Source organism: Achromobacter sp. DH1f (genome assembly GCF_000633435.1).
Classification (GTDB): domain Bacteria; phylum Pseudomonadota; class Gammaproteobacteria; order Burkholderiales; family Burkholderiaceae_B; genus Achromobacter; species Achromobacter deleyi.
The window spans coordinates 50,787-76,386 of sequence record NZ_AYMF01000003.1; the positions used below are offsets into that span (position 1 = coordinate 50,787).

At 67.5% G+C, this 25,600-nt stretch carries 19 protein-coding genes; 8 read left to right on the forward strand and 11 right to left on the reverse strand.

Annotation, left to right across the window (positions count from 1 at the left end):
• Positions 1-32: 32 nt before the first annotated feature.
• From U858_RS0102225 to phoB, 4 genes are read right to left on the reverse strand one after another with little or no spacing between them, the layout of a single operon-like run.
• On the reverse strand, positions 33-1,427 hold the full coding sequence (locus U858_RS0102225; protein WP_025135563.1) for a heavy metal sensor histidine kinase: 1,395 nt from the start codon (positions 1,425-1,427) through the stop codon (positions 33-35).
• Positions 1,424-2,110, reverse strand: coding sequence for a heavy metal response regulator transcription factor (locus U858_RS0102230; RefSeq protein WP_025135564.1), 687 nt, complete (start codon positions 2,108-2,110; stop codon positions 1,424-1,426). Before U858_RS0102230 ends, U858_RS0102225 begins: the two co-directional genes overlap by 4 nt.
• A 57-nt stretch (positions 2,111-2,167) precedes the next feature.
• Positions 2,168-3,475 carry a phosphate regulon sensor histidine kinase PhoR gene (phoR, locus tag U858_RS0102235; RefSeq protein WP_025135565.1) on the reverse strand — a complete coding sequence of 436 codons (1,308 nt, stop codon included), beginning with the start codon at positions 3,473-3,475 and terminating at the stop codon, positions 2,168-2,170.
• Positions 3,476-3,487: 12 nt separating this feature from the next.
• On the reverse strand, positions 3,488-4,186 hold the full coding sequence (phoB, locus tag U858_RS0102240; protein ID WP_006386862.1) for a phosphate regulon transcriptional regulator PhoB: 699 nt from the start codon (positions 4,184-4,186) through the stop codon (positions 3,488-3,490).
• A 161-nt stretch (positions 4,187-4,347) separates the two neighbouring features.
• Between phoB and ubiE the strand changes: the two genes are divergently transcribed.
• The 6 genes from ubiE to rfaE2 all read left to right on the forward strand — a co-directional run bounded on the left by ubiE (position 4,348) and on the right by rfaE2 (position 10,281).
• Positions 4,348-5,124 carry a bifunctional demethylmenaquinone methyltransferase/2-methoxy-6-polyprenyl-1,4-benzoquinol methylase UbiE gene (gene ubiE / locus U858_RS0102245; protein ID WP_025135566.1) on the forward strand — a complete coding sequence of 259 codons (777 nt, stop codon included), beginning with the start codon at positions 4,348-4,350 and terminating at the stop codon, positions 5,122-5,124.
• Positions 5,125-5,304: 180 nt separating this feature from the next.
• The gene (locus U858_RS0102250; protein ID WP_025135567.1) at positions 5,305-6,306 is read left to right on the forward strand and encodes a Tim44 domain-containing protein; all 1,002 of its coding nucleotides are present in this window, start codon (positions 5,305-5,307) and stop codon (positions 6,304-6,306) included.
• A gap of 218 nt (positions 6,307-6,524) precedes the next feature.
• Entirely contained in the window at positions 6,525-7,163 is a 639-nt protein-coding gene (locus tag U858_RS0102255) for an SCP2 domain-containing protein (protein WP_025135568.1), read from the forward strand.
• A gap of 3 nt (positions 7,164-7,166) precedes the next feature.
• Positions 7,167-8,720, forward strand: coding sequence for a ubiquinone biosynthesis regulatory protein kinase UbiB (gene ubiB, locus U858_RS0102260; protein WP_025135569.1), 1,554 nt, complete (start codon positions 7,167-7,169; stop codon positions 8,718-8,720).
• A 180-nt stretch (positions 8,721-8,900) separates the two neighbouring features.
• A complete protein-coding gene (locus tag U858_RS0102265; RefSeq protein WP_025135570.1) occupies positions 8,901-9,779 on the forward strand; it encodes a ferritin in 879 nt (292 codons plus the stop codon).
• A 13-nt stretch (positions 9,780-9,792) separates the two neighbouring features.
• Complete coding sequence (rfaE2, locus tag U858_RS0102270; RefSeq protein WP_025135571.1) at positions 9,793-10,281, forward strand: D-glycero-beta-D-manno-heptose 1-phosphate adenylyltransferase; 489 nt, start codon at positions 9,793-9,795, stop codon at positions 10,279-10,281.
• A 77-nt stretch (positions 10,282-10,358) separates the two neighbouring features.
• Here rfaE2 and U858_RS0102275 read toward each other — a convergent pair whose 3' ends face one another.
• The 7 genes from U858_RS0102275 to U858_RS0102305 all read right to left on the reverse strand — a co-directional run bounded on the left by U858_RS0102275 (position 10,359) and on the right by U858_RS0102305 (position 20,458).
• Complete coding sequence (locus U858_RS0102275) at positions 10,359-12,977, reverse strand: autotransporter outer membrane beta-barrel domain-containing protein (RefSeq protein WP_304413253.1); 2,619 nt, start codon at positions 12,975-12,977, stop codon at positions 10,359-10,361.
• Between the two features lie 205 nt (positions 12,978-13,182).
• A complete protein-coding gene (locus U858_RS0102280) occupies positions 13,183-14,511 on the reverse strand; it encodes a TolC family outer membrane protein (RefSeq protein ID WP_025135573.1) in 1,329 nt (442 codons plus the stop codon).
• Between the two features lie 107 nt (positions 14,512-14,618).
• Positions 14,619-15,299 (reverse strand): protein-L-isoaspartate O-methyltransferase, encoded by a 681-nt coding sequence (locus tag U858_RS0102285; RefSeq protein WP_006386870.1) that lies wholly within the window; start codon positions 15,297-15,299, stop codon positions 14,619-14,621.
• 205 nt (positions 15,300-15,504) lie between these two features.
• Positions 15,505-16,347: a bifunctional hydroxymethylpyrimidine kinase/phosphomethylpyrimidine kinase gene (thiD, locus tag U858_RS0102290; RefSeq protein WP_025135574.1), complete on the reverse strand. Its 843-nt coding sequence runs from the start codon at positions 16,345-16,347 to the stop codon at positions 15,505-15,507.
• The gene (locus U858_RS0102295) at positions 16,344-17,153 is read right to left on the reverse strand and encodes a thiazole synthase (protein WP_025135575.1); all 810 of its coding nucleotides are present in this window, start codon (positions 17,151-17,153) and stop codon (positions 16,344-16,346) included. Before U858_RS0102295 ends, thiD begins: the two co-directional genes overlap by 4 nt.
• Positions 17,154-17,382: 229 nt before the next feature.
• A complete protein-coding gene (locus U858_RS0102300) occupies positions 17,383-18,285 on the reverse strand; it encodes a cobalamin-binding protein (RefSeq protein ID WP_025135576.1) in 903 nt (300 codons plus the stop codon).
• Between the two features lie 121 nt (positions 18,286-18,406).
• On the reverse strand, positions 18,407-20,458 hold the full coding sequence (locus U858_RS0102305; protein WP_025135577.1) for a TonB-dependent receptor: 2,052 nt from the start codon (positions 20,456-20,458) through the stop codon (positions 18,407-18,409).
• Positions 20,459-20,901: 443 nt separating this feature from the next.
• Here U858_RS0102305 and metH point away from each other — a divergent pair, with 443 nt between their 5' ends.
• Positions 20,902-24,675 carry a methionine synthase gene (gene metH, locus U858_RS0102310; RefSeq protein ID WP_025135578.1) on the forward strand — a complete coding sequence of 1,258 codons (3,774 nt, stop codon included), beginning with the start codon at positions 20,902-20,904 and terminating at the stop codon, positions 24,673-24,675.
• 155 nt (positions 24,676-24,830) lie between these two features.
• Complete coding sequence (locus tag U858_RS0102315; RefSeq protein ID WP_025135579.1) at positions 24,831-25,559, forward strand: FadR/GntR family transcriptional regulator; 729 nt, start codon at positions 24,831-24,833, stop codon at positions 25,557-25,559.
• Positions 25,560-25,600 lie beyond the last annotated feature (41 nt).

The window sequence follows — 25,600 nt, forward strand, 5'->3', positions numbered from 1 at the left end:
AAAACCGGGGTGACCCGGTTCTGTCGCGCAGATTACTTCTTTGTAATGTTGGGTCCGGTGGTGGCCGGCCCGCGCAGGGTGATGCCGACCACCGTGCCGCCGGGGCCGGAGGCCGCATCGACCTCGCCGCCATGCATGCGGGCGATGGCGCGCACGATGGCCAGGCCCAGTCCGTGGCCTTCGCTGCGCGGCGCGCGGGCCTGGCCCGCGCGGAAGAAGCGGTCGAAGATGCGGGGCAGGTCGGCCGCGGGGATGGGGTCGCCCGGGTTGCGCACTTCGACCCGCGCGCCTTGCGGCTGCGGCTGGCAGGCCAGCACGATTTCGCCGCCGCGGGGCGTGGCCTTGATGGCGTTCGAGATCAGATTGGCCAGCGCGCGGCGCACCAGGCCGGCGTTGGCAGCCACGATGGCGTCGCCCTCGCAGCGCAGCGCCACGCCGCGCTCTTCCAGCGCGGCCTCGTAGAAATCGGCCACCCGCCGCGCTTCGGCAGCCAGTGACACCGGCACCGGGTCGGCCGCCTGTTCGCCGCGGTCGGCGCGGGCCAGGAACAGCATGTCGTTGACCAGCGTCTTCAGGTCTTCCAGCGTTTCCAGGTTGGATTCCAGCGTCTCGCGCAATTCGTCGGCATCGCGGCCGCTGGACAGCGTGACCTGGGTGCCGTTGATCAGCGTGGCCAGCGGCGTGCGCAGTTCGTGGGCGACGTCGGCATTGAAGCCTTCCATCTGCTGGTAGGCGGCCTGCAGCCGTTCCAGCGTGCGGTTGAAGGACAGCACCAGTTCGTGCAGTTCGCGGTCGGTGTCGCGCAGCGGCAGGCGCACCGCCAGGTTGTCGGGCTGGATGCGTGCGGCCTGTTCCGACAGGCGGCGCGTGGGCGCCATGCTGCGGCGCACCGCCCAGGCGGCCAGCACTACCGTGGCGCCCACCCACAGCGCGCAGATCAGCGCCAGCGCAGTGCCGTAGGCGTACAGGAACTGCGAGCTGGTGCGGGTGCTGACCGCCACGGTCAGGTGCGCGCCGGGCAGGATGCGGTCGTCGACGGCCACGCGCAGGCCGCGCATGCGGCTGCCATCGGCCAGTTGCAGCAGCACCTGCTGGTCGGGCAGGGTGTCCAGCGTTTCGGGGGCGTCGCCGCCATACACGGGGTGGCCCTGGGCGTCGACGATCCAGATGCCCAGCTGGCTCTGGCCGGTACGCATGTCGTCAAACGTCGCGGCCAGGTCGTGCAGGCCGCGCGCGCTGTTCTGCATGTCGATCAGGTGGTTGATCAATTCCAGCTTGCCGCTGACTTCGGTGATTTCCTGGCGTTCGACCTCGCGCTTGAGCGCCCAGAACAGCGTGGCGCCGGCCAGGCTGGACACCAGCAGGGCGATGGCGCCCAGCAGCAGGGTCAGCCGCGCCTGCATCGAACGCATGCGCGGCGGCTTCATGGGCGCGCGGGCGTCGGGCGCGATTCGAGCACGTAGCCCATGCCACGCACCGTGTGCAGCAGCTTGGCCTCGAACGGATCGTCCAGCTTGCTGCGCAGGCGCCGCACGGCCACGTCGATGACGTTGGTGTCGCTGTCGAAGTTCATGTCCCATACCTGTTCGGCCAGGGTGGTACGCGACAGCACCTGGCCCTGGCGCCGCAGCAGCAGGGCCAGCAGGTTGAATTCCTTGGCGGTCAGGTCCAGCCGCTGGCCGCCGCGCGTGGCCTTGCGCCGCGCCAGGTCCAGCTCCAGGTCGGCCAGGCGGAACACGGTGGGTTCCTGCGAGCGGCCGCGGCGCAGCAGCGCCTGCACGCGCGCCAGCAGTTCGGAAAACGCGAAGGGCTTGACCAGGTAGTCGTCGGCGCCGCCTTCCAGGCCGCGCACGCGGTCTTCGACGGCGTCGCGCGCTGTCAGCATCAGGATGGGGGTGTCTTTGCGGGCCCGTACCGACGCGAGGATGCCGAAGCCGTCCACGCCCGGCAGCATCACGTCCAGCACGATCAGGTCGTGGCTGCCTTCCAGCGCCAGGTGCAGGCCGTTGACGCCGTCGCGCGCCAGGTCGACCACGTGGCTTTGCTCCGACAGGCCTTTTTTCAGGTAGTCGGCGAGTTTGGGTTCGTCTTCGATGACCAGGATGCGCATGGCCGGAAATTTACCACCCGCGCCGCCGGGGCGGCGCGAATGTCGGGCGCGCGGGGGTCAGGTCGGCAGGGCGACGGCGATGCGGTCGGGCGGAAAGCGCAGCGTGAACAGGCTGCCCTTGCCCGGTTCGCTGCTGATGAGCAGCTCGGCGTCGTGGCGCATGGCGATGTGCTTGGTGATGGCCAGGCCCAGGCCGGTGCCGCCGACGGCGCGCGAGCGGCCGCGGTCGACCCGATAGAAGCGTTCGGTCAGGCGCGGGATGTGGCGGGCGGGAATGCCGATGCCGGTGTCCTGCACGCTGTAGCGGCCGCCGCCGTCGGCCTCGCGTTCCCAGCGCACGGTGATGGTGCCGCCGTCGGGCGTGTAGCGCACGGCGTTGGTGAGCAGGTTCGACAGGGCCGAGGTCAATTCGGTTTCGGCGCCCAGCACGTCCAGCGTGTCGTCGATGTGCCATTCCAGCACATGGCGCCCGCCCGACAGGGCTTCGATCTGCTGGCGCGCCTTCTGCAGCAGCGCGCCCATGTTGACGGCGCGCGGGTCGCTGCCCGGCGACGATTCCAGGGTCGACAGCGTCAGCAGGTCTTCGACGATGGCCTGCATGCGCTGGGCCTGCTCGTGCATCATGTCGATGTACTGCGCGCGCTGTTCGGGCGGCAGGGCGTCGGCCGGCATGTCGCGCAGCGTTTCCAGGAAGCCCGCCAGCACGGTCAGCGGCGTGCGCAGCTCGTGCGAGACGTTGGCCACGAAGTCGCGCCGCGTGGTTTCCAGGCGTTCGATCTGGGTCACGTCGCGGGTGATGAGCAGGCGCTGGTTGCTGGCGTAGGCGGTCAGCTGCATCATCATCAGCCGTTCCTGGCCGTTCTGGCCCAGGCGCACCAGGATCGGGTCGGGCCAGGACGCGCGGTGCGCGTATTCGACGAATTCCGGCGCGCGCAGCAGGTTCAGCAGGTTATGGCCGCGATCGGCCGGCAGGCGCAGCCCCAGGTGCTGGCGCGCCATGCGGTTGCACCAGTCGATCTGGAAGTCTTCATTCAGCGTCACCGCGCCGTCCGGCAGGGCCTGGGCGGCCGCCAGCATGCCTTGCATGGTGTCGCGGGTTTCGGTCAGTTCGCGGGCGCGGGCCCGGGTGTAGCGGTAGAGCGGGGCGAGAATATCGTCCCAGGGGCCCACCGAGGCGGGGGGAGAGGTGTCCGGGTGATTGGCCCAGTGGGAAACCAGGTGCAGGCGCCAGCTGCGCCAGAGCAGCATGGCGGCCAGCGCGGCGGAAAACACGATCCAGCCCGCCGGGTCTCCAATGAGCCATTGCGCCAATAGTGCCACCGCCGCCCACAGGGCGACCAGGAAGAGGGTACGCAGCCAGATCATCGTGCGGGAGTTTTACCGCGCCGGGACCTGTGCCGTAAACCGGTAGCCGCTGCCGCGCACCGTTTCCACATGGGCGTCGTGGCCGCTGGGCTCCAGCGCCTTGCGCAGGCGGCGGATGTGCACGTCCACGGTACGCTCTTCGACGAAGACGTGGTCGCCCCAGACCTGGTCCAGCAACTGCGAGCGGGAAAACACGCGTTCCGGGTGGGTCATGAAGAAGTGCAGCAGGCGGAATTCGGTGGGGCCGATCTGCAGCGACTGGCTGTTGCCCGACAGGCGGTGCGTCACCGGGTCGAGCTTGAGGCCGCCGACGTCGATCACGTCGTCGGTCAGCTGCGGCGCACGGCGGCGCAGCACGGCCTTGATGCGGGCCATCAGCTCTTTGGGCGAGAAGGGCTTGGTAATGTAGTCGTCGGCGCCGGCTTCCAGGCCATCCACCTTGTCCTGCTCGGACCCCTTGGCGGTCAGCATGATGACGGGGACGGCGCGGGTGCGTTCGTCGTTGCGCAGCTTGCGCGCCATGGCCAGGCCGGACGTGCCGGGCAACATCCAGTCCAGCAGGATCAGGTCAGGCAATTCGGCGCGGATCAGGGTCTGGGCCTGGTCGGCGTCGAAGGCGCGCAGCACCTTGTGCCCCGCGAAGGACAGGTTGACGGCGATCAGTTCCTGGATTGCGGGTTCGTCTTCGACGACGAGGATAGTGCTGGACATGGCGGATAGGGCACGCTTCTGAGCGCCGGCGCGGCGCGAACATTGCGATAGTATGGCCGCAATATTTCAGGTATGTGACCGCGGGTTGCGCCAGGGGGCCGGCGGGCGGCCTTTGGCAGGCCCCGATAGGCTACCATTGGACGATATATCGGGAATTCACCATGCAAAACCCCTCCGAATCGCAACATTCCGCGGATTCCGCCTCGCAATCGACCCATTTCGGCTTCCAATCGGTGCCGGAAACCGAAAAAGCCCGCAAGGTCGCTGAAGTCTTCCATTCCGTGGCCCAGCGCTACGACATCATGAATGATTTCATGTCGGCCGGGCTGCACCGCGTCTGGAAAGCCTTCACCATCGGCCGCGCCGCCGTGCGCCCGGGCATGAAGGTCCTGGACATCGCCGGCGGCACGGGTGACCTGGCCAAGGCGTTTGCCAAGCGCGCCGGCCCCACCGGCGAGGTCTGGCTGACCGACATCAATGATTCCATGCTGCGCGTGGGCCGCGACCGCCTGGCCGACGCCGGCCAGCTGGTGCCCACCGCCGTCTGCGACGCCGAGCGCCTGCCGTTCCCGTCGGGCTACTTCGACCGCGTCAGCGTGGCCTTCGGCCTGCGCAACATGACCCACAAAGACCGCGCCCTGGCCGAAATGACCCGCGTGCTCAAGCCGGGCGGCAAGCTGCTGGTGCTGGAATTCTCGCGGGTGGCCAAGCCCTTGGCGCCCGCCTACGACTGGTATTCCTTCAATGTGCTGCCCTGGCTGGGCAAGAAGGTCGCCAAGGACGAGGCCAGCTACCGTTATCTGGCCGAATCCATCCGCATGCACCCCGACCAGGACACCCTGGCGGACATGCTGCGCACCGCCGGTCTCGAGCGGGTGCAGTACTTCAACCTGACGGCGGGCATCGCCGCCCTGCACGAGGGTGTGCGGCTGGGCTGAGCGCCCCAGGTTCAGACGGCATTTCTTTGCCTCACGGGGAACTTGTGGGGCGGCGTCTTGTCCGTTATTCTTACGTCATTCAGATTACTGTAAGAAAGTCGCGCTGAGGGCTGCACGATATCCGTGCAGCTTCCTGCTGCTCGGGGCAGCAGGGGCGCGAGTACGAGGGAGCAAAAATCCATGACCAAATTCTGTTTCTCGCGGTTTGTCGCCGCGGCGCTCATCGCCATCTCCGGCGCTGCGCTGGTGACGGCGTCGTTTGACGCCGAAGCCCGCCGCGCGGGCGGCGGCTCCAGTGCCGGCCGCCAATCCTCCAACGTGACCCAGCAGCGCCAGGCCACCACGCCGCCGTCGGCGGCCAGCAACACGGCAGGCGCCACCGCCGCCCCGGCAGCCGCCGGTGCGGCCACGGCCGGCGCTGCGGGCGCTGCCGCCAAGAGCGGCGCGTCGCGCTGGCTCGGCCCCATCGCCGGCATCGCCGCCGGCCTGGGCATTGCCGCCCTGCTGTCCAGCATGGGCCTGTCCGGCGCCTTCGCCGAATTCCTGTCGTCGGCCCTCCTGATCGCCGTGGCCGTGTTCGCCGTCATGTTCATCATCCGCCGCCTGCGTGGCGCGGGCCCCCGTCCGGCGACGCAAGGCGCCTTTGGCGGCGCCAACAACGCTCCTGGCCAGCAGCCGCAGCAACCCATGTGGCGCGAAACGCTGAAGCCGGCTGCGCCGGCCGCGGCACCCGTCGCCGCCGCCGTGGCAGCCCCGGTGGCTGACCTGCCCAAGCCGGGCGAGGATGGCAACTGGTTCGTGCCTGGCGACTTCGATACGCCCGCTTTCCTGAAGCAAGCCAAGGAACAGTTCGTGCGCATCCAGGCCGTCTGGGACAGCGGCAGCACCGACCGCCTGCGCGACTACCTGACCGACGACCTGATCACCGAGCTCAAGCCGCAACTGGCCGAGCGCGGCGCCACCCCCAACAAGACCGAAGTGGTGCTGCTCAACGCTGAACTGCTGGGCATTGAAACGGTGTCCGACGGCCACCTGGCCAGCGTCCGCTTCTCGGGCATGCTGCGCGAGGCTGCCGGCGCCGAAGCCTTCCGCTTCGAAGAAGTCTGGAACCTGTTCAAGCCCGCCAACGGCGGCTGGCTGCTGGCCGGCATCCAGCAGATTCCGGTGGAATTCGCCAGCTAAGCAGGCCGGCGGTTTTCGCCAGACATCGTGGGGGCCCCTGGCGGGCCGCCCGTTGCAACCGGCCCGCCAGGGCCGGTTTTTCCATGTGCCCCGCACGCGTTCCCCATGCGTCCGCGCAAACGGTGCCCAGTCTCCCGGGAACAGACCCTCAACTAACCCGTTACACTCCCGATTTACCCATCAACTTCGTCACCCCGCCCGCGGGGCTGCGGACCGTCATGTTGCCTTTCTCGTTTCTGCCCACTCCCTCGCGGCTGGCTGTGAACGCGCTCAACGCCCTGTTGAAGCGCGAAGACTGGGCGCGCGAACGCCTGGCCCGCCATGCCGGCAAGACCGTGCGCTTCGCGCTGGGCGGATTCACGCTGGGCCTGACGATCGACAGCGAGGGCCTGGCGGCCCAGGCCGACCCGGTCGTGGTGCCCGACGTGACGCTGACCGTCGCACCCGAGAAGCTGCCGCTGCCGCGCCTGGGCGCGACCGGTGACGCCCCTGATTTCGCCGAGGCCACGCATATCTCGGGCGACGCGGCGCTGGCCCAGGTGGTGGCGGACCTGTCCAAGCAACTGCGCTGGGACCCCGAAGACAGCCTGGCCCGCGTGGTGGGCGACATTCCCGCGCTGCGCATTGCCGGCGGGCTGCGCGCGGCGGCCGGTGGCGCCCGCAAGGCCAGCCAGCGGTTGGCTGAAAACGTGTCCGAATACCTGGCCGAGGAAAGCGGCATGCTGCTGGGCCGCCCGGCGCTGGAGCAGTGGCGCCTGGACCTGGCCGAACTGAACGCCCGCGCCGATGCCGTGGCCCGTTCGGCCGCCGCCCTGCAAACCCGTCTGGCCACGGCCGGCGCGAAGCGGGGCGCCTGATCCATGTTCCCGTTGCTGCGCCTGTTACGCATCATCCTGGTTTCGCTGCGCTATGGCCTGGACGAGCTGGTGCTGTCCAGCCTGAACCACCCGCTGGCCACCTGCCTGCTGCGCGTCATCCGCCTGGGCACCCGCCCGCGCCAGCCGCGCGGCCAGCGCCTGCGCCTGGCGCTGGAATCGCTGGGCCCGATCTTCGTCAAGTTTGGCCAGGTGCTGTCCACCCGCCGTGACCTGATTCCCGCCGACATCGCCAACGAATTGGCGCTGCTGCAAGACCGTGTGCCGCCGTTCCCGTCGGCGCAGGCCGCGGCCTGCATCGAGGCCGCGCTGGGCGCGCCGCCCGAAAAGCTGTTCGCGCAGTTCCAGGTCGACCCGGTGGCGTCGGCCTCGATCGCGCAGGTGCACTTCGCGGTGCTGCACGACGGCCGCGAAGTCGCGGTCAAGGTGCTGCGCCCGGGCATGCTCAACATCATCGAGAAAGACCTGTCGCTGCTCAAGATCGTGGCGCGCATCATCGAGCGCCTGGGCGCTGATGGCCGCCGGCTCAAGCCGCGCGAGGTCGTGGCCGAGTTCGACAAGTACCTGCACGACGAGCTGGACCTGGTGCGCGAGGCCTCCAATTGCAGCCAGTTGCGCCGCAATTTCGGCCCCGAATCCGGCCGCGGCGACATGCTGATGGTGCCCGAGGTCATCTGGGAATACACCGCGTCCACCGTGTTCACCATGCAGCGCATGTACGGCGTACCGGTGGGCCAGGTCGAACGCATGCGCGAGCTGGGCATCGACATTCCCACGCTGGCCCGCACCGGCGTCGAGATTTTCTTCACCCAGGTGTTCACAGACGGCTTCTTTCACGCCGACATGCACCCGGGCAACATCTACGTGTCCGACCGCCCCGAAACGCTGGGCAGCTACATCGCGCTGGACTTCGGCATCGTCGGTTCGCTGTCCGAGTTCGACAAGAACTACCTGGCGCAGAACTTCCTGGCGTTCTTCCACCGCGACTACCGCCGTGTGGCGCAACTGCACATCGAATCCGGCTGGGTGCCGCCGGACACGCGCGAAGAAGAACTGGAAGGCGCGGTGCGCGCCGTTTGCGAACCCTATTTCGATCGGCCTTTGTCCGAGATTTCACTGGGCCAGGTGCTGTTGCGCCTGTTCCAGACCTCGCGTCGTTTCAACGTCGAGATCCAGCCCCAATTGGTGCTGTTGCAAAAGACCCTGCTGAACGTCGAGGGCCTGGGGCGCCAGTTGGACCCCAACCTGGATCTCTGGAAAACCGCCAAGCCCTATCTCGAACGCTGGATGCGCCAGCGCGTCGGCATCAAGGGCCTGCGGCAGAGCCTGGAAAAGGAAGCCGTGCAGTGGTCGCAGATGCTGCCGGCCCTGCCCAGGCTGGTCCATGACCACCTGAACCGTCCGAATGTATCGCCGGCCCTGTTGGCCGAAATGGTGCAGTTGCGGCGGGCCCAGGAACAGAGCAACCGGCTCGTCGCGGCGCTGGTTGGAGTGCTTGCCTTGGCGATCGGGGTCGCCTTATGGGCATTGACGCGATAGGCGGCGCGATGGTGTAGTGCGATCCCCTGTCATGTTTCATTCATGAAACAGTCATCATAGCTTCGCGGGAGACGGCGAAAAATAGCGCTGCGGCGGCCAATGCAGCGTCACGCCAGCAAGCGCGTGCGCCATTCATTAATTTCTATAGCCCCACTAGCGGGACGAAAACAAGGGCAGAACATGCTTTATCCTGAACTCTTCAAGACCATGGAAGCGGTGCGCTGGAACATGGCGCACGATATTCCCTGGGGCGATTTTGATCGCAGCAAGCTCTCGGACGAGCAGGCCCAGACGATCAAGATGAACGCCATCACCGAATGGGCGGCGCTGCCGGCCACCGAAATGTTCCTGCGCGACAATCGCGGCGACAGCGATTTCTGCGCGTTCATGTCGGTGTGGTTCTTCGAAGAGCAGAAGCATTCCCTGGTGCTGATCGAATACCTGCGCCGTTTCTGCCCCGACCTGGTGCCCACCGAAGAAGAACTGCACAACGTGCGCTTCGAATTCGACGTGGCGCCTGAACTCGAAACGCTGATGCTGCACTTCTGCGGCGAAGTGCGCCTGAACCACTGGTATCGCCGTGCCGCCGAATGGCACACCGAACCGGTCATCAAGGCCATCTACAAGACCGTGGCCCAGGACGAAGCCCGCCATGCCGGCGCGTACCTGCAGTACATGCGCCGCGCGCTGCACGACCGCGGCCAGGACACCAGCGCCCAGGCCCGCCTGGCGTTTTCCAAGATCGGCGTGCTGATGGCCTCGGCCGGCCGCACGCAGCAGGCGCTGCACCCGACCAACCTGCACGTCAACAAAGACCTGTTCCCCAACGACACGGTGCAGTCGCGCCTGCCCGAACCGGGCTGGCTGGAACACTGGCTGGACACGCAGATCCGCTTTGACGGCGTCTGGGAACAGAAGGTCGCCACGCGCATTCTGCACATCCTGTCCAAACTGATGGACCGCAGCTTCGAGTCCGTCAAGGACCTGAACCGCTACCGCAAGGAAATGACCGCGCTGGTGATGCCCAAGGAAAAGGAAATCATCCTGGCCGGCGCCTGAGTACAATCGCGCCATGCCTGCCGCCCGTTTCGAATCCAAAGTCCTGTCCCGCGACGACTGCGTCGCCGCGGTCGCTGCTGGCCGCCTGCCGCGGCCGCTGGTGTTCACCAACGGCGTCTTCGACATCCTGCACCGCGGCCACGCCACCTACCTGGACCAGGCTGCCCAACTGGGCGCCACGCTGGTCGTGGCGGTCAACACCGACGAATCGGTGCGCCGCCTGGGCAAGGGTGAAGAACGCCCCTTGAACCGCATGGAAGACCGCGCCGCGCTGCTGGCGGCGCTGGGCTTCGTGACCGTGGTCACGTCGTTTCACGAAGACACCCCCGAAGCCTTGATCGGCCAGCTCAAGCCCGACCTGATCGTCAAGGGCGGCGACTACGACATGGAAAAACTGCCCGAAACCGCCTTGGTGAAATCCTGGGGCGGCCGCGCGGTGGCCATCCCGTTCGAGTTCGAGCGGTCCACCACGGCGCTGGTCAAGAAGATCCAGGGTGCCTAGCTGCAGGTCGGCCAGCGCCCATGAAAAAGGCGGCCTGCGGGCCGCCTTTGTTTTGCTGGCGCGGGTGGCCGCCCAGGCTAGAACTTCCAGCGCAGCGTGACCGACCCCGTCTGGTCGCGGTTGCCGTTGCCGAATTGGCCGCTGTAGCCCAGCGCGACGGTGGTGCTGCGCGACACCTGGGCGTCCAGGCTCAGTTCCAGCAGCGCCGCATCGCGTGCGATGGGCGCGCCCATCGCCGTGAACGTATCGCTGCCTTCAAACGCCATGCTGGTGCGCGGCTGCACGTCGCCGAAGGCGTGGCGCCAACCGAGCGTGCCGCGTACGACGCCATCCAGCGACCCCAGCGCCACCGCGTGGTACGTGCGCAGGCCCAGGGTGGTGGTGGTCAGGTCATTGCGCATGCGCTCGCCCGACAGCGCGGCCGAGCCGCCCGATTCCGAAAAGCCGCGGATGCGCTGGTCGCTCCAGGACACGCCGGCGTAGGGCTCCAGCGTGAAGGCGCTGTTGATGGGCAGCGCATAGCCCAATTCGGTGAACAGCTGGGCGGTGCTGGCGCCGTAGTCGGCGGTCAGCTTCTGGTCGATCGCGCCCAGGCTGACGCGGCGCTGGGTGCCGATGTCGTGCCAGGTGTAGGCGCCGCCAGCCAGGAAGTTCAGCTTGCCGGGGCCGGCGGCGAACGATTTGCCGCTGTAGAGCGTCAGGCTGTAGCTGCTGATGTCGGCCTGGGAATTCACGGCGTCGGCGCGGGCCCGGGCGTCGGTGTAGCCGACGGCGCCACCCACGCGCCACCCGTTGGCCAGCGCATGATCGGCGCCCATGAAGAGGCCGCCGGTGTGCTGGCGGACCTCCGCGGTTTCTCCGGTGGCGCTGCTGCGCTGCCAATTGCCGACCACTTGGGCCCAGATGGGGCGCGCGCTGGACTGCGGCAGCGTCGAGGCAGCGGGCGCGGCATCGCTGCCGCCGGCAGCGGCGGTGGGCACGCCGGCCTGCATGACGGCGTTCAGGTTGCTGCGGAAATGCTCCAGCGGCACCGCGGCCGCCGTTGAGGCCGTGTTGCGCAGCGAGGATGCGGCGCTGGCATGCGTTTCGCCGGACAGGGCCTGGAACGCCGCAGCCGGTGCGCCCACGGGCAGGTTCAGCACAGCCTGATAGACAGGGTTTCCGGTGGACAGGCTTTCGACCGCGTTGGCGACCGAGCGCTGGTTGCGCGAATTGGCCGCATCCTCGAACTTCATGGGACGAGCGGGCTCGCCGTTGCCATTGCCATTGCCGTTGCCATTGCCACTGCCGTTATCCGGCGTGACGGGGGGCACCACGCGCCGCGCCAGAGTCAGCACGACATCGTTGCCGTTGTTGGCGACGGTGGGCGTCAGATACGCGAGATTGCTGCTGGCCGATGCAAAGCGGCCCGTCAGCGATTGCGCCGACAGGATCGTATAGGTGGTGTTTTCGGCATAGGTGCCATTGCCCGCCAGCACGCTCACCGCGGCGCCGCCCAGTTGGGCGTTGCCGCGGATGGTCAGCTTGTCGCTCTGGCCCGCAGCGGTGACGCGGGTTTCGTAAGTGGAGGCGGCGCTCAGGCTCACGTTGCCGTCAATGACGGCGGTGACGGGCGCGCCGTCCGCGCTGCCCAGCGCCAGCGTATTGCGGCCCAGCGATCGCACATCGCCTATGGTGTTCGATCCGTTCCAGAGTTCAAGGCGATTGCCGTTGCCCTGCAGCAGCACCGCATCGCCGAGACGGGTGCGTTCCGCATTCGTGCCCGCTTGAATGGTGCCGCGGTTGCGGATCGTGACATTCGTGTCGGCGATCAGGCCCGCCCCGCCGTTGCCCTGGACGTACGAGTCCGTTGGCGAACCGAAGTAGCCCCCGGCCTCGCCGCCCGTGATGAAGCCTTGGTTGTCGACGCTGAGCGCGCCGCCCGTTCCGTTCATGATCACCAGCCCGGCGCCGCCATTGCCGCCCTTGCCGCCGGGAGTCGAGGTCGAGCCGCCATAGCCGCCCTTGATGGCGCCCTGGTTGAACACGACGCCGCTTTGGACGAAGGCGCCATCGCCGCCGTTACCGCCATTGCCGTTGGCGGAGGGGCCAGCGTTGTAGGCGCCCCTGCCACCTGTCAGGCTGCCGCCCGCCTGGTTATGTAATTCGCCCGAGCCGAGATAGACGCCGTGGCCTCCCCCTCCGCCCGACCCCGCGAACGTGAATGTGGAATCGCCGCCTGCGATGTTGCCGGTTCCCGTGTTGGTGATCTTCCCGGACAGGACGATCAGCCCGTCGCCGCCGCCGCCGTTGCCGTCATAGCCCACGTAGGCGAACCCGCCAATGATGCCCGCGGAGACCGTGACGTTGGCGTTGGCGCCGCCCAGGAAAATGGCGGCGCCGCCACCGCCGATGCCGTTGCTGCCACCCAGGCCGCCTTCCAGGTGGGTGGTGAAGAGGTACGTCCGATTTGCAGTTGCATCGGTAAACCCGGGCAAGCCCTCGCCTGGGTCATTGCTTTCACCTATCCCGCCGTTATCCCAACTGCCGCCCCGGCCACCTTCAATGCCTCCGCTGATACCGGTGCCGCCAGCGCCGCCGGCAACGGCCTGTATGCTGACCGAGACTCCCAGTGCGCCGATGACCAGCAAGGTCAATAGCCGAACGGAAGAGGGAATGGACGGCACCGCCAGACGGGAAATGGGGGATACGCGCATGGGACGCACCTAGGTGGAAACGAAGCGTCGAATGGCCCCGTTCAGCGCGCAGGATCGTAACAGGTTAATTAAAAAAATTACTGAATATTTATACAGTGCGCGTAAATAAATCTACTTTCAAGTAGTTTGACGGCAATGCTGGCGCGTAGCGGCCCGCGCCTATGTCAGGCGGGGCGCGTGGGATGCGCTCGGTGGGCGTTGGCGTTCAGCGCGGTTCGCGCAGCAGCCGGTTGATGGCGTCCAGGTCGGTTTCGGCCAGGATGCCGCTGGTGGCCTTCAGGCGTAGCCCGGCCAGCACCGTGCTGTAGCGCGCCAGCGCCAGGTCGCGCTGGGTGGCGTAGAGCTGCTGCTGGGCGTTGAGCACGTCCAGGTTGATGCGCACGCCGACTTCGTAGCCGGTGCGGTTGGCCTCGACGGCGGCGCGGCTGGATTTTTCGCCGGCTTCCAGGGCCTGGATGCGGGCCAGGCCGCTGGTCACGCCGGTGTAGTACTGGCGGGCGGCCTGCACGGCCTGGCGGCGTGCGGCCTCGAAGTCATAGCGGGCCTTTTGTTCGAGCTGCACCTTTTCGGTGACCTGCGACGACACGCCGCCGCCCGAATACAGCGGAATCGACAGCACCACGCCGATGCTGCTGTCGATGGGCTTGCCCGGCGCGCCGTTGCGCAGCACGGCGTCGCTGGCGCTGCCGCTGGTGGCGCGCAGATTCAGGGTGGGGTAGTGGCCGCTCTTGGCGATCTGGATTTCGCGCCCGGCGATGCGGGTCAGCAGTTGGGCGCGCAGCACGTCCAGGCTGGAGGCCTCGGCCTGGGTGCTCCAGTCGGCCACGCGGGCCGGCTGCGGGGCGGGCAACTGCACGCCTTGCGGCAGTTCGGCCAGGGCGCCAGGCGGGGTGCCGATGATCTTGGCCAGTTCGTCGCGGCGCACGTCCAGGTCGTTCTGCAGCCGCAGTTCCTGGGCCACCACCAGGTCGTAGCGCGCCTGCGCTTCGTAGGTGTCGGTGATGGTGGCGTTGCCCAGCTCGAAGTTGCGCTTGGCCGATTCCAGCTGGCCGGCCACCGCGGCCTTTTCGGCTTCGGTGGCCGACAGGGTGTCCTGGGCGTACAGCACGTTGAAATAGGCGTCGGCCACGCGCAGCAGCAGGTCCTGGTAGGCCTGTTGCAGCTGGACTTCGACGTCGGCGACGATCAGCTTGGACTGCTCGAAATTCTGCCAGCGGCCCCAGTCGAACAGGGGTTGGGTCAGCGCCAGGTCCCAGATGCCGCGGCCGCCGCTGTAGGCGACGCCGCCGCGGGTGCTGCGGGTCTGCTGGTAGGCGCCGCCCGCACCGGCCGACACGTCGGGCAGCAGCAGGGCGCGGGCCTGGGGTTCTTTTTCCAGGCCGGCGCGGTAGTTGGCGCGCGCCGAGGCATAGAGGGGATCATTGCCGAGCGCGGCCTGCCAGACCTGCAGCAGGTTCTGCGCGGACGCGGGCGACGGGCCGACGCTTGCGGCGGAGGTAAAAACCAGTAAAGCCGTAAGCAGTCGGACGCGCATGATCTGTCAGGAGGAGGGGTGTTGCTCCAGGAAACCCGGGGTCCCGTTGCCGGCCGGCGGACGCGGGTCGCAAGGGCGGGGCCGACGAGGCCCCACCCCGAAGGGACTCAGAACTTGAATTGCGACACCGTCGCGCCGCGCAGGGGCTTGATGACCGTTTCGAACAGATTCACGGTCTCGAAGCTGGCGGCAGTGGTGCGGGTGATGCGACAGGCGGTCATGACGGGGGCCTGGCCCACGACGACCACGAGGCGGCCGCCCACGCGCAGCTGGTACTTCAGCGCGTCGGGCACGACCGGCACCGAGCCGGTGACCAGGATGGCGTCGTATTCGGTGGAGCCCCAGCCGTTGCGGCCGTCGCCGGTTTCGACCTTGACGTTGGTGACGTTGTTCATCTGCAGGTTCTGCTGCGCGAACGTGACCAGGCGGCTGTCGATTTCGACCGAGGTGACCTGTTGCGCCAGGTAGCCCAGGAGGGCAGCCTGGTAGCCCGAGCCGGTGCCGATTTCCAGCACGCAGTCGGATTTGCTCAGTTGCAGTTCCTGCGCCAGGCGGGCTTCGACCTTGGGGGCGAGCATGGTCTGGCGGGTGTTGACCGCGTTGATTTCCAGCGGCAGTTCCAGGTCGGAAAAGGCCAGGGCGCGCAGGGCGGGCGGCACGAATTGTTCGCGGCGCACGTCGAACAGCGCTTGCAGCACGTTGGCGTCCAGGACGTCCCACGGGCGGATCTGCTGTTCCACCATGTTGAAGCGGGCTTGTTCTACGTCGGGCAGGGTCGAAGCGTTCATGACGGTCAGAAAAAACAGAGGAATCAACTGACCATTGTACCGATTCGTAGCGTCCTGTGACGCGGCGGGGGGCGACAGAGAAGTTACAGGCCGGACTGGCCGTTCTGGCTTGCCGGGCTGTACACCGGCCAGGCCCGCACGGGGCCTGGCGGATGTAACTGCCCGCAGGCGGATACGGCCAGTGGCCATACCCGCCTGCCGGGGCTTACCACCAGCCGTGGAAGTGGTGCACGGGGCCGTGGCCCGAACCGACCGACAGGCGTTCGGCGTGGCGGATGGCTTCGGTCAGGTAGGCCTTGGCGCGACGGGCGGCCTCGGGTACGTCCTCGACCTGCGGCAGCAGGGCGGCCAGGGCGGCCGACAGGGTGCAGCCGGTGCCGTGGGTATTGGCGGTTTCGATGCGGTGGCCGGGCAGCTCGATCATGCGGTCGCCGTCGTGCAGCAGGTCGATGGTTTCGTTGCCGGGCAGGTGGCCGCCCTTGACCATCACCCAGCGCTGGCCGGAATGGGCCATCTTGTTGCGCAGGCGCTCGGCCACGCGGCGCATTTCCTTGACCGTTTCGACGGGCCGCTCTTCGAGCAGCACGCCGGCTTCGGGCAGGTTGGGCGTGAGCAGGGTGGCCTGCGGCAGCATGGCTTCGCGCATGGCGCCGACGGCCTCGCGTTCGAGCAGCAGGTCGCCGCTCTTGGCGACCATCACGGGGTCCAGCACCACGTGGGCGGGGGCCCACTTGGCCAGCTTTTCGGCTACGACCTGAATGACCGGCTTCTGGCCCAGCATGCCGATCTTGACGGCATCGATGCGCACATCGGTGAACAGGGTGTCGATCTGCAGGCCGACGAAGTCGGGCGGCACGGGCGAAATGCCGGTGACGCCCTGGGTGTTCTGGGCAGTCAGGGCGGCGATGACGGCGCAGCCGTAGGCGCCCAGGGCGCTCATGGCCTTGACGTCGGCCAGGATGCCGGCGCCGCCCGAGGGGTCGACGCCCGCGATGGTCAGCGCGTTGGGAATGCGGCGCTCGCTGGCGGCCGATTGGCGGGTGCTCATTTGGCAGCGCCCGGGGCGGCGGTGATCAGGCCTTCAGTGGGCGAGCTGGGCGCGCCGCTGTACAGCTTTTTGGGCATGCGGCCGGCCAGGAAGGCCTCGCGGCCGGATTCCACGCCCTTTTTCATGGCGCTGGCCATCAGCACCGGGTCGCGCGCGGCGGCGATGGCGGTGTTCATCAGCACGGCGTCGCAGCCCAGTTCCATGGCGATGGCGGCGTCGGACGCGGTGCCCACGCCGGCATCCACCACCACCGGCACACGGGCCTGGTCGATGATCAGGCGCAGGTTCCAGGGGTTCAGGATGCCCATGCCCGAGCCGATCAGCGAGGCCAGCGGCATGACGGCCACGGCGCCCAGGTCTTCCAGCATGCGGCACTGGATGGGATCGTCGGTGCAATAGACCATGACCTTGAAGCCTTCGTCGACCAGCGTCTTGGTGGCCTTGAGCGTTTCGGGCATGTTGGGGAACAGGGTGTGCGAGTCGCCCAGCACTTCCAGTTTGACCAGGTCATGGCCGTCGAGCAGTTCGCGCGCCAGGCGCAGCGTGCGCACGGCGTCGTCGGCCGAATAGCAGCCGGCGGTGTTGGGCAGCAACGTGAATTTGGACGGCGGCACGTAGTCGAGCAGGTTCGGTTCGCCGGGGTTCTGGCCGATGTTGGTGCGGCGGATGGCGACCGTGACGATTTCGGTGCCGCTGGCGTCCAGCGCCGCGCGGGTCTGTTCGAAGTCCTTGTACTTGCCGGTGCCGACGAGCAGGCGCGACGAGTAGGCGCGGCCGGCGATGCTGAGAGTGTCTTGAGTGGTCATGGCGGTGTTTCAAAGAGCGGGCGCGCGCTGCGGGACCCGCGGGGGCTGGCTGATGATCAGAGGCGGATCAACGGGTCGATCTCGGCGGGTTGATCACGGTTACGCGAATCATAAAGCACCGGGGGCGGGCGCCGTTCCAGAAACCGCGCTTCCTGCATGGCCTGCGCGGCGAGCGGCCGGTTGTCCCTTACCGGAATCGCGTCGGCCGCCGCGGGCAGGATGCGCCTGCCTACGGCGCGCGCACGCGGTCCAGGTCCGCGCACAGCTGTTCGGCGGCGTCGACCAGCCGTGGACCGGGGCGGTACAGCGCGTCGGCGTCGATGCCGTACACATGGCCGGCCGCGGCCGCGGGCAGGCCCATGCCGCGCCAGGCGGCCAGGTTGCGGGCGGTGTCGGCGGGCGTGGATACGCCGGCGAGCACGGCGTCGGGGCGCGCGGCCAGCACGTTTTCCAGGCCCACCTGCGGCGCCACCACGGGCGCCTGGGCGAACACGTTGACGCCGCCGCACAGGCGCAGGGCGTCGCTGACGATGCTGGCGTGGTTCAGGGTGTAGATCGGGTCCAGGCCCGCTTGCACGAACACGCGCACGGGCTTGCGCGACGCGTAGCGCGCGGCCAGCGTGTCCAGCCGTGCCCGCAGCGCCTGGGCCGCGGGCGCGGCGGTCGATTCGGTGCCGAACAGCACGCCCAGCCGCTCGATGGCGTCGGGAATGGCGGCCAGCGTCTGCGGATCGCTGTAGTAGACGGGCACGCCCAGCTTGTCCATGACGCGCACCAGCGGCGCGGCGGCCGACGGCTGCCAGGCGATGATCAGGTCGGGCCGAACAGCAGCCACCCGTTCGGGATCCGGCTGGGTGCCATCGCCGATGACGGGCAACTGGCGGGCGGCGGGCGGATAGTCGCTGCCGCGGATGGTGGCGATCAGGTAGCCGCCCGCGCCCGCGGCATAGACCAGTTCGGTGGCATGCGGCGCCAGGGTGACGGCGCGGCGGGCCGGGGCGGCCAGGTCGACGGTGCGGCCGCGGTCGTCCTGCGCGTGGATCGCGGTGGCATCCGCCGCGTTCGAAATGGCCGGTCCGAAGACCGGCAGCAGACCCAGGAGGGCGGGGCAAAGCGCGCGGAAAAGTTTCATGGGGGCAAAAAAAAGTCGGCGCGAAGCGCCGACTATATCGGATGGCTGGCAAGAACCTCGGTCACGCGGCAGGCAGGCATGGCGCCGTGCTGTCGCGTAACCGGGTTCGCGGCCGCGCGGCTTAGTAACGCACCGTCAGCGAGGCGTAGAAGTTGCGGCCAGGTGCGGGGTACAGGTTGTAGTTGGCAACCGGGCCCAGCATTTCGAACGACGCATTGCCGCCGCGGATGCCGTAGGTGGCGTACTTGCGGTCCAGCAGGTTGTTCACGCCCAGCGCGCCTTCGATGTTGCGGGTGAACTTGTAGGCCACCTTGGTATTGAACAGCACGTAGGCGTCCAGTTCGGTGTCGAACTGGTTGGCCTGGTCGTTGTCCATGCGCGACTTGCCCACGTATTGCGCCGACACGTTCCACAGGAAGGCGTCGGTGGGGCGCCAGGTCACGCCGGCGTTGGCCAGCCACTTGGGCGCCAGCGGCACGGTCTTGCCCGACAGGTCCACGCCGGCATAGGTGCCCGAACGGAATTGCGCTTGCATCCAGGTCACGTTGGCGTCCAGCGTAATGCTGCTGGTCAGGGCGTGGTGGCCTTCCAGTTCGATGCCTTGGCGGCGGGTCGGGTCCAGGTTGGTGTTGGCGCCGGTGCCCGGGCCCCACATGCCGTCGGCCAGCGGGTTGTACTGGATCTCGTTGGTCAGGTCATAGCGGAACCACGACAGGCGGGCGCTGCTCTTGTCCGAGGCCCAGGTCACGCCCAGTTCCTTGTCGGTGGACGTCTGCGGCGCCAGCGGCGACTGCACCGACAGCGCTTCGTCGGCATTGGGCAGGCGGAAGCTGCGGCCGACCTTGCCGTACAGGCCGAAGCCGGCGGCCAGGTCCTGGCGCACGCCCAGTTGCCAGGCGGTCAGGTGATGGCCCTTGTCCGATTCTTCGCCCGAACCGGAGATCACTTCCAGCTTGTCCGAGGCGTACTGGCGGCGCACGCCCATGGTGACGTAGGTGCTGTCCGTGGCGCGGATCTGGCCTTCGGCGAACAGGCCGTACTGGTGCTGGCGCGACTGCCACTTGGACGGCGCGAAGTCGTAGTAGGCGTTCTGGTCGGCGGTGGTCTTGGCTTCCTGTGCGTCGGCGCCGAACACCACGCTGTGGCCGCCATTGATCGGCAGGCGGTAGCGCAGGCTGGCCAGGTTTTCTTGCAGCTTCTGATCGCGCAGCGTGTCGCCGAAACCGTCGTACGACAGGCCGTTCAGCTTCTTCTCGCGGGTCGAGGCGTCGGCGTACAGGGTGCCCACGCCAAGCTGCTGCTCGACCTGCAGGCCGAAGGTGGTGGTGGTCGTCTTGATGTAGTCGACCTTGTTCTTGGCGCCGCGCGGGTCGCTTTCGAACTGGTTTTCGCCCGTGGTCGGGTTGATCAGGCGCGGGCCCGGCAGGTCCAGCTTCTGCGTGGTGGTGTTGCCGTACAGGCGGATCGAGCCGTTGTCGTGGCGGAAGGTCACGCCGCCGCCGCCGCCCTCGCGGCTTTCGCCGCTGTGGTCGCGGTAGCCGTCGCTGTGCAGCGACTGCAGGTAGGCGTCCACGCCGACTTTCTGGTTGTTCATGGCCACGGCGGCGTCATATTGGCGCAGGCCGTAGCTGCCGAAGGTGGCGGTGGCGCGGGCGGTCACCGGTTCCTTCGAGAAATCCTTGCGGGTGATGATGTTGATCACGCCGCCGGTCGTGCCGCCGCCGTATTGCACCGAGCCGCTGCCGCGCACGATTTCGACGCGTTCGACCTGGTCCAGCGGCACCACGCCCAGGCTGGGGGCCGACAGGTCGTTGGTGTTCTGCTTGACGCCGTCGATCATGATCAGCGTGTTGCTGGCGCCGGTGATGCCGAAGCCTCGCAGGTCGACGATGGCGTTGTCGCTGGCGCTGCTGGTGTTGATCAGGTGGATGCCGGCCTGGGTCGACAGCAGGTCCTGCATGGTGCGCGCGCTGCTGGCGGCGATGTCGTCGGCCGTGATGACCGAGATGGACACGGGCAGGGTGCGGCCATCGGTCGGTACGCGTTGCGCGGTGACGGTGATGGCGTCGAGTTCGGACGGGGTAGCGGGGGTAGCGGCTTGCTGGGCTGCCGACAGGGCGGGAGCGGAACAGAGCAGGGCGCCGGCGTAGCGCCGGATGGAGCGGGATTTCATCTACGTAACCTCGATGCGACCCGCGACCCCGCAGGTCAATCACGATGGGGAGGATGCCCAAGCCTGCAGCGGCCCGTGAAGGGCGCCGGGCGGACATCCTGGCGATCGAACTGGCCGGTATCGGGCTGCCATGGGCGCATCGCGCGCATGGGGACCGTTGCGGGGGCAGCACAGGCTGGAAGCCGGCCGGGCCGGCCTTGTGGGCGGCGGGGCGCAAGCGTCTTCCTGTTTCCCGTTTACCTTTCGCGCGCGCTGGGCAAGTGTTGCGTTCTTGCCCGTCCTGATGCGCCGAAAGCACCGGTTCGGGGCCGAAACTGTATCACCGCGGGGCGAAATCGAGCCCATTTTGTTACGATCAGGGCTTGTTTTTTCGGCGTTTATCGCTTTTTAGCGACAATTGCGCAGCCTCTGGCGCCGCCGCCCAACCCCATCCGGACCTGAACGTGTCGTATCCCCGCCTGCCTTATCCGCCCGAAAGCTATACCCGCGGCGGCGATTTCGCCCGCCTGCTTGGCCAGCGCATCCTGATCCTGGATGGCGCCATGGGCACGATGATCCAGCGCTACAAGCTGGGCGAGGCCGATTTTCGCGGCGAGCGCTTCGCCGACCACGGCAAGGACCTGAAGGGCGACAACGAGCTGCTGACGCTGGTGCGCCCGGACGTGATTTCGGAGATCCACCGCCAGTACCTGGAGGCCGGCGCCGACGTCATCGAAACCAATACCTTCGGCGCCACGTCGATCGCGCAGGGCGACTACGACCTGCCGGAACTGGCCTACGAACTGAACCTGGTGTCCGCCCAGCTGGCGCGCGAGGCCTGTGACCAATACAGCACGCCGGACAAGCCGCGCTTCGTGGCCGGCGCGCTGGGCCCGCAGCCCAAGACCGCCTCGATCTCGCCGGACGTGAACGACCCGGGCGCGCGCAACGTCACCTTCGACGAATTGCGGGTCGCCTATATAGAGCAGTTGAACGGCCTCTTGGACGGCGGCATCGACATCGTCCTGATCGAAACCATTTTCGACACGCTCAACGCCAAGGCGGCCATCTTCGCCACCGAAGAAGTGTTCGAGGAACGCGGCATCCGCCTGCCGGTGATGATTTCGGGCACCGTCACCGACGCGTCCGGCCGGATCCTGTCGGGCCAGACCGTCGAGGCCTTCTGGAACTCGGTGCGCCATGCCCGCCCGGTGACCATCGGCCTGAACTGTGCGCTGGGCGCCGCCCTGATGCGCCCCTACGTGGCCGAGCTGTCCAAGCTCTGCGACACCTACGTCTGCGTGTACCCCAACGCCGGCCTGCCCAACCCCATGGCCGAAACCGGCTTTGACGAAACGCCGGCCGACACGTCGGCGCTGCTCGAGGAATTCGCCCGCGCCGGGCTGGTGAACATGTCCGGCGGCTGCTGCGGCACCACGCCCGACCACATCCGCGCGATCGCCGAGAAGGTCACGGTGCTGACGCCGCGCGTCGTGCCCGACATTCCGGTCAAGACCCGCCTGTCGGGCCTGGAACCGCTGAACATCGACGAAGACACGCTGTACGTGAACGTCGGCGAACGCACCAACGTGACGGGCAGCAAGATGTTTGCGCGCCTGATCCGCGAAGAGAAATACGACGAGGCGCTGGCCGTGGCCCGCCAGCAGGTCGAGAACGGCGCGCAGATCATCGACATCAACATGGACGAGGCCATGCTGGATTCGGTGGCCTGCATGCACCGCTTCCTGAACCTGATCGCGTCCGAACCCGACATCGCGCGGGTGCCGGTGATGATCGACAGCTCGAAATGGGAAGTCATCGAGACCGGCCTGAAGTGCGTGCAGGGCAAACCGGTGGTGAACTCGATCTCCATGAAGGAAGGGCTGGAGCCTTTCCGTCACCATGCCCGCCTGTGCCGCCGTTACGGCGCCGCGGTGGTGGTGATGGCGTTCGACGAACTCGGCCAGGCCGACACGCTGGAGCGGCGCAAGGAAATCTGCGGCCGCGCCTACAAGATCCTGGTCGAAGAAGAAGGCTTCCCGCCCGAAGACATCATTTTCGATCCCAACGTGTTCGCGGTCGCCACCGGCATCGACGAGCACAACCACTACGCGGTGGACTTCATCGAAGGCACGCGCTGGATCCGCGAGAACCTGCCTCACGCCCGCATTTCGGGCGGGGTGTCCAACGTCAGCTTCTCGTTCCGCGGCAATGAGCCGATGCGCGAGGCCATCCACACCGTGTTCCTGTACTACGCGGTCAAGGAAGGCATGACGATGGGCATCGTCAACGCCGGCCAGCTGGGCGTGTACGCCGACCTGGACCCGGCGCTGCGCGATCTGGTCGAAGACGTGGTGCTGGACCGCCCCGTGCCGGTCGGCAAGACCGACCCGGCCGACGAACGCACGCCCACCGAACGCCTGGTGCAGTTCGCCGACACGGTGAAGGGCTCGGGCGCCAAGAAGGAAGAAGACCTGGTCTGGCGCAATGCCGAGGTCGAGGCGCGCCTGTCGCACGCGCTGGTGCACGGCATCACCGCCTTCATCGTCGAAGACACCGAAGAAGTGCGCCAGAAGATCGCCGCGCGCGGCGGCCGTCCGATCGAAGTGATCGAAGGTCCGCTGATGGACGGCATGAACGTGGTGGGCGACCTGTTCGGCGAAGGCAAGATGTTCCTGCCGCAGGTGGTGAAATCGGCGCGCGTCATGAAGCAGGCCGTGGCTCACCTGATTCCGTTCATCGAAGAGGAAAAGCGCCAGATCGCGGCGGCCGGCGGCGATGTGCGCGCCAAGGGCAAGATCGTCATCGCGACCGTCAAGGGCGACGTGCACGACATCGGCAAGAACATCGTGTCGGTGGTCCTGCAGTGCAATAACTTCGAAGTCGTGAACATGGGCGTGATGGTGCCTTGCGCCCAGATCCTGGAAAAGGCCAAGGAAGAGAACGCCGACATCGTCGGCCTGTCCGGCCTGATCACGCCCAGCCTCGAGGAAATGGCCTACGTTGCCTCGGAAATGCAGCGCGACGAGTACTTCCGCAGCCGCAAGGTGCCGCTGATGATCGGCGGCGCCACCACCAGCCGCGTGCACACCGCCGTGAAGATCGCGCCGAACTACGAAGGCCCGGTGATCTACGTGCCGGACGCCAGCCGTTCGGTGGGCGTGGCCACCAACCTGATGTCGGACCAGGCGGACGCCTACCTGGCCGAGCTGGCCGAAGAATACGAGGACGTGCGCCGCCGCCACGCCAACCGCAAGGCCACGCCGATCCTGCCGCTGGCCGAGGCGCGCGCCTCGCGGCCGCAGATCGACTGGGACGCCTACACCCCGCCGCGGCCCAAGTTCATCGGCCGCCGTACTTTCAAGAGCTACGACCTGGCCGAAATCGCCAAGTACGTGGACTGGGGCCCGTTCTTCCAGACCTGGAGCCTGTTCGGGCCGTTCCCGGCGATCCTGGACGACAAGGTGGTGGGCGAGCAGGCCCGCAAGGTCTACGCCGACGGCCTGGCCATGATGAAGCGCATCGTCGAAGGCCGCTGGCTGACCGCCAACGGCGTGGTCGGCTTCTACCCGGCCAACAGCGTCAACGATGAAGACATCGAGGTCTACAAGGACGAGACCCGCAGCGAAGTGCTGTTCACCTACCGCAACCTGCGCCAGCAGGGCGCCAAGCGCGAAGGCGTCAGCAACAAGTCGCTGTCGGACTTCATTGCGCCCAAGTCCAGCGGCAAGCTGGACTACATCGGCATGTTCGCGGTCACAGCCGGCCTGGGCATCGAGAAGAAGGAAGCCGAGTTCGAGAAGGCGCTGGACGACTATTCCAGCATCATGCTCAAGTCGCTGGCCGACCGCCTGGCCGAAGCCTTCGCCGAATGCCTGCATGCCCGCGTGCGCCAGGACCTGTGGGGCTATGCGGCCGACGAGGCCCTGTCCAACGAAGACATGATCGCCGAGAAGTACGTGGGCATCCGCCCGGCGCCCGGCTACCCGGCTTGCCCGGAACACGTCATCAAGACCGACATGTTCCGCGTGCTGGACGGCGCCGACATCGGCATGATGCTGACCGACAGCTACGCCATGTTCCCGGCGTCCAGCGTGTCGGGCTTTTACTTCAGCCACCCGCAGTCGCAGTACTTCAACGTCGGCATCATCGGCGAAGACCAGTTGCAGGACTACGCCGCGCGCAGTGGCCGCAGCCTGGAAGACCTGAAGCGCACCCTGGCGCCCAACCTGGGCTGATCCCGCTCGCGGCCATCGACCCCCAAGCGCCGCCCCGGCTTGCCCGGCGCGGCGCTTTGTTTTGTCCCCAATGGTTCACCACCCTGATAGTGGTAAACCATGATGTGCCAAATTGGTAAACCACATAATATTTGGTCCAACCACTTTTAACTGCCATGACACTACAACTGATCCCCAAGCCCGAGGAACCCGCCGCCAAGCCCGGGGCCGACCGCGCCTACCTGCGGCTGGCCGCCCAGATCCAGGCGCTGGTCGCCCAGGGTGAATTCGCAGTGGGCAAGCGCCTGCCGGCCGAGCGGGCGCTGGCCGAACGCTTCGACGTCAGCCGCACCTCGCTGCGCGAGGCCATCATCGCGCTGGAACTGCAGGGCGTGGTGGAAGTGCGCGGCGGCTCGGGCATCTATGTCTGTGAAGCGCCCGCGGGCGTGGCCCGCCTGCCGGCCACGCAAGAGCCGGGCGCCGGGCCGTTCGAGCTGTTGCGCGCCCGCTGCCTGATCGAATCCGAAATCGCCGCGTTGGCGGCCACCACGCGTAACGACGCCGACCTGGACCGCATCTTCGAAGCGCTGACGACCATGCGCGAACAGATGATGAACAAGGCGGCCAACGAGGCCGCCGACCGGGCCTTTCACCTGTACATCGCCCAGTCCACCGGCAACAGCGTGCTGCTGGGCACGGTGTCGGCGATGTGGGACCAGGCCCAGGGACCCATCTGGGAAAAGATCGAACAGCATTTTCACACCCAGGAATTGCGCCAGGCCTCGCAGGAAGACCATCAGCGCATCTTCAGCGCGCTGGTGGCCCGCGACGCGGACGGCGCGCGCCTGGCCATGCGCGGCCATCTGGAACGCGTCATCGGCGAATTCGCGCAAGGGTGGCGCTAACGCGGCAACGGCAGGCGGCCCCCGGCTGAGCGCGGAAGATA

What these genes read in the sequence shown, in the direction of transcription:
- thiD (WP_025135574.1), bottom strand. Translation starts at nt 16,347, where the DNA reads ATGAGCACCCGCCAATCGGCCGCCAGCGAGCGCCGCATTCCCAACGCG.
- U858_RS0102230 (WP_025135564.1), bottom strand. Translation starts at nt 2,110, where the DNA reads ATGCGCATCCTGGTCATCGAAGACGAACCCAAACTCGCCGACTACCTG.
- rfaE2 (WP_025135571.1), top strand. Translation starts at nt 9,793, where the DNA reads ATGCCTGCCGCCCGTTTCGAATCCAAAGTCCTGTCCCGCGACGACTGC.
- U858_RS0102225 (WP_025135563.1), bottom strand. Translation starts at nt 1,427, where the DNA reads ATGAAGCCGCCGCGCATGCGTTCGATGCAGGCGCGGCTGACCCTGCTG.
- U858_RS0102255 (WP_025135568.1), top strand. Translation starts at nt 6,525, where the DNA reads ATGTTGCCTTTCTCGTTTCTGCCCACTCCCTCGCGGCTGGCTGTGAAC.
- ubiB (WP_025135569.1), top strand. Translation starts at nt 7,167, where the DNA reads ATGTTCCCGTTGCTGCGCCTGTTACGCATCATCCTGGTTTCGCTGCGC.
- U858_RS0102300 (WP_025135576.1), bottom strand. Translation starts at nt 18,285, where the DNA reads ATGAAACTTTTCCGCGCGCTTTGCCCCGCCCTCCTGGGTCTGCTGCCG.
- phoR (WP_025135565.1), bottom strand. Translation starts at nt 3,475, where the DNA reads ATGATCTGGCTGCGTACCCTCTTCCTGGTCGCCCTGTGGGCGGCGGTG.
- U858_RS0102250 (WP_025135567.1), top strand. Translation starts at nt 5,305, where the DNA reads ATGACCAAATTCTGTTTCTCGCGGTTTGTCGCCGCGGCGCTCATCGCC.
- U858_RS0102280 (WP_025135573.1), bottom strand. Translation starts at nt 14,511, where the DNA reads ATGCGCGTCCGACTGCTTACGGCTTTACTGGTTTTTACCTCCGCCGCA.
- phoB (WP_006386862.1), bottom strand. Translation starts at nt 4,186, where the DNA reads ATGTCCAGCACTATCCTCGTCGTCGAAGACGAACCCGCAATCCAGGAA.
- U858_RS0102285 (WP_006386870.1), bottom strand. Translation starts at nt 15,299, where the DNA reads ATGAACGCTTCGACCCTGCCCGACGTAGAACAAGCCCGCTTCAACATG.
- U858_RS0102315 (WP_025135579.1), top strand. Translation starts at nt 24,831, where the DNA reads ATGACACTACAACTGATCCCCAAGCCCGAGGAACCCGCCGCCAAGCCC.
- ubiE (WP_025135566.1), top strand. Translation starts at nt 4,348, where the DNA reads ATGCAAAACCCCTCCGAATCGCAACATTCCGCGGATTCCGCCTCGCAA.
- U858_RS0102275 (WP_304413253.1), bottom strand. Translation starts at nt 12,977, where the DNA reads ATGCGCGTATCCCCCATTTCCCGTCTGGCGGTGCCGTCCATTCCCTCT.
- U858_RS0102265 (WP_025135570.1), top strand. Translation starts at nt 8,901, where the DNA reads ATGCTTTATCCTGAACTCTTCAAGACCATGGAAGCGGTGCGCTGGAAC.
- U858_RS0102295 (WP_025135575.1), bottom strand. Translation starts at nt 17,153, where the DNA reads ATGACCACTCAAGACACTCTCAGCATCGCCGGCCGCGCCTACTCGTCG.
- U858_RS0102305 (WP_025135577.1), bottom strand. Translation starts at nt 20,458, where the DNA reads ATGAAATCCCGCTCCATCCGGCGCTACGCCGGCGCCCTGCTCTGTTCC.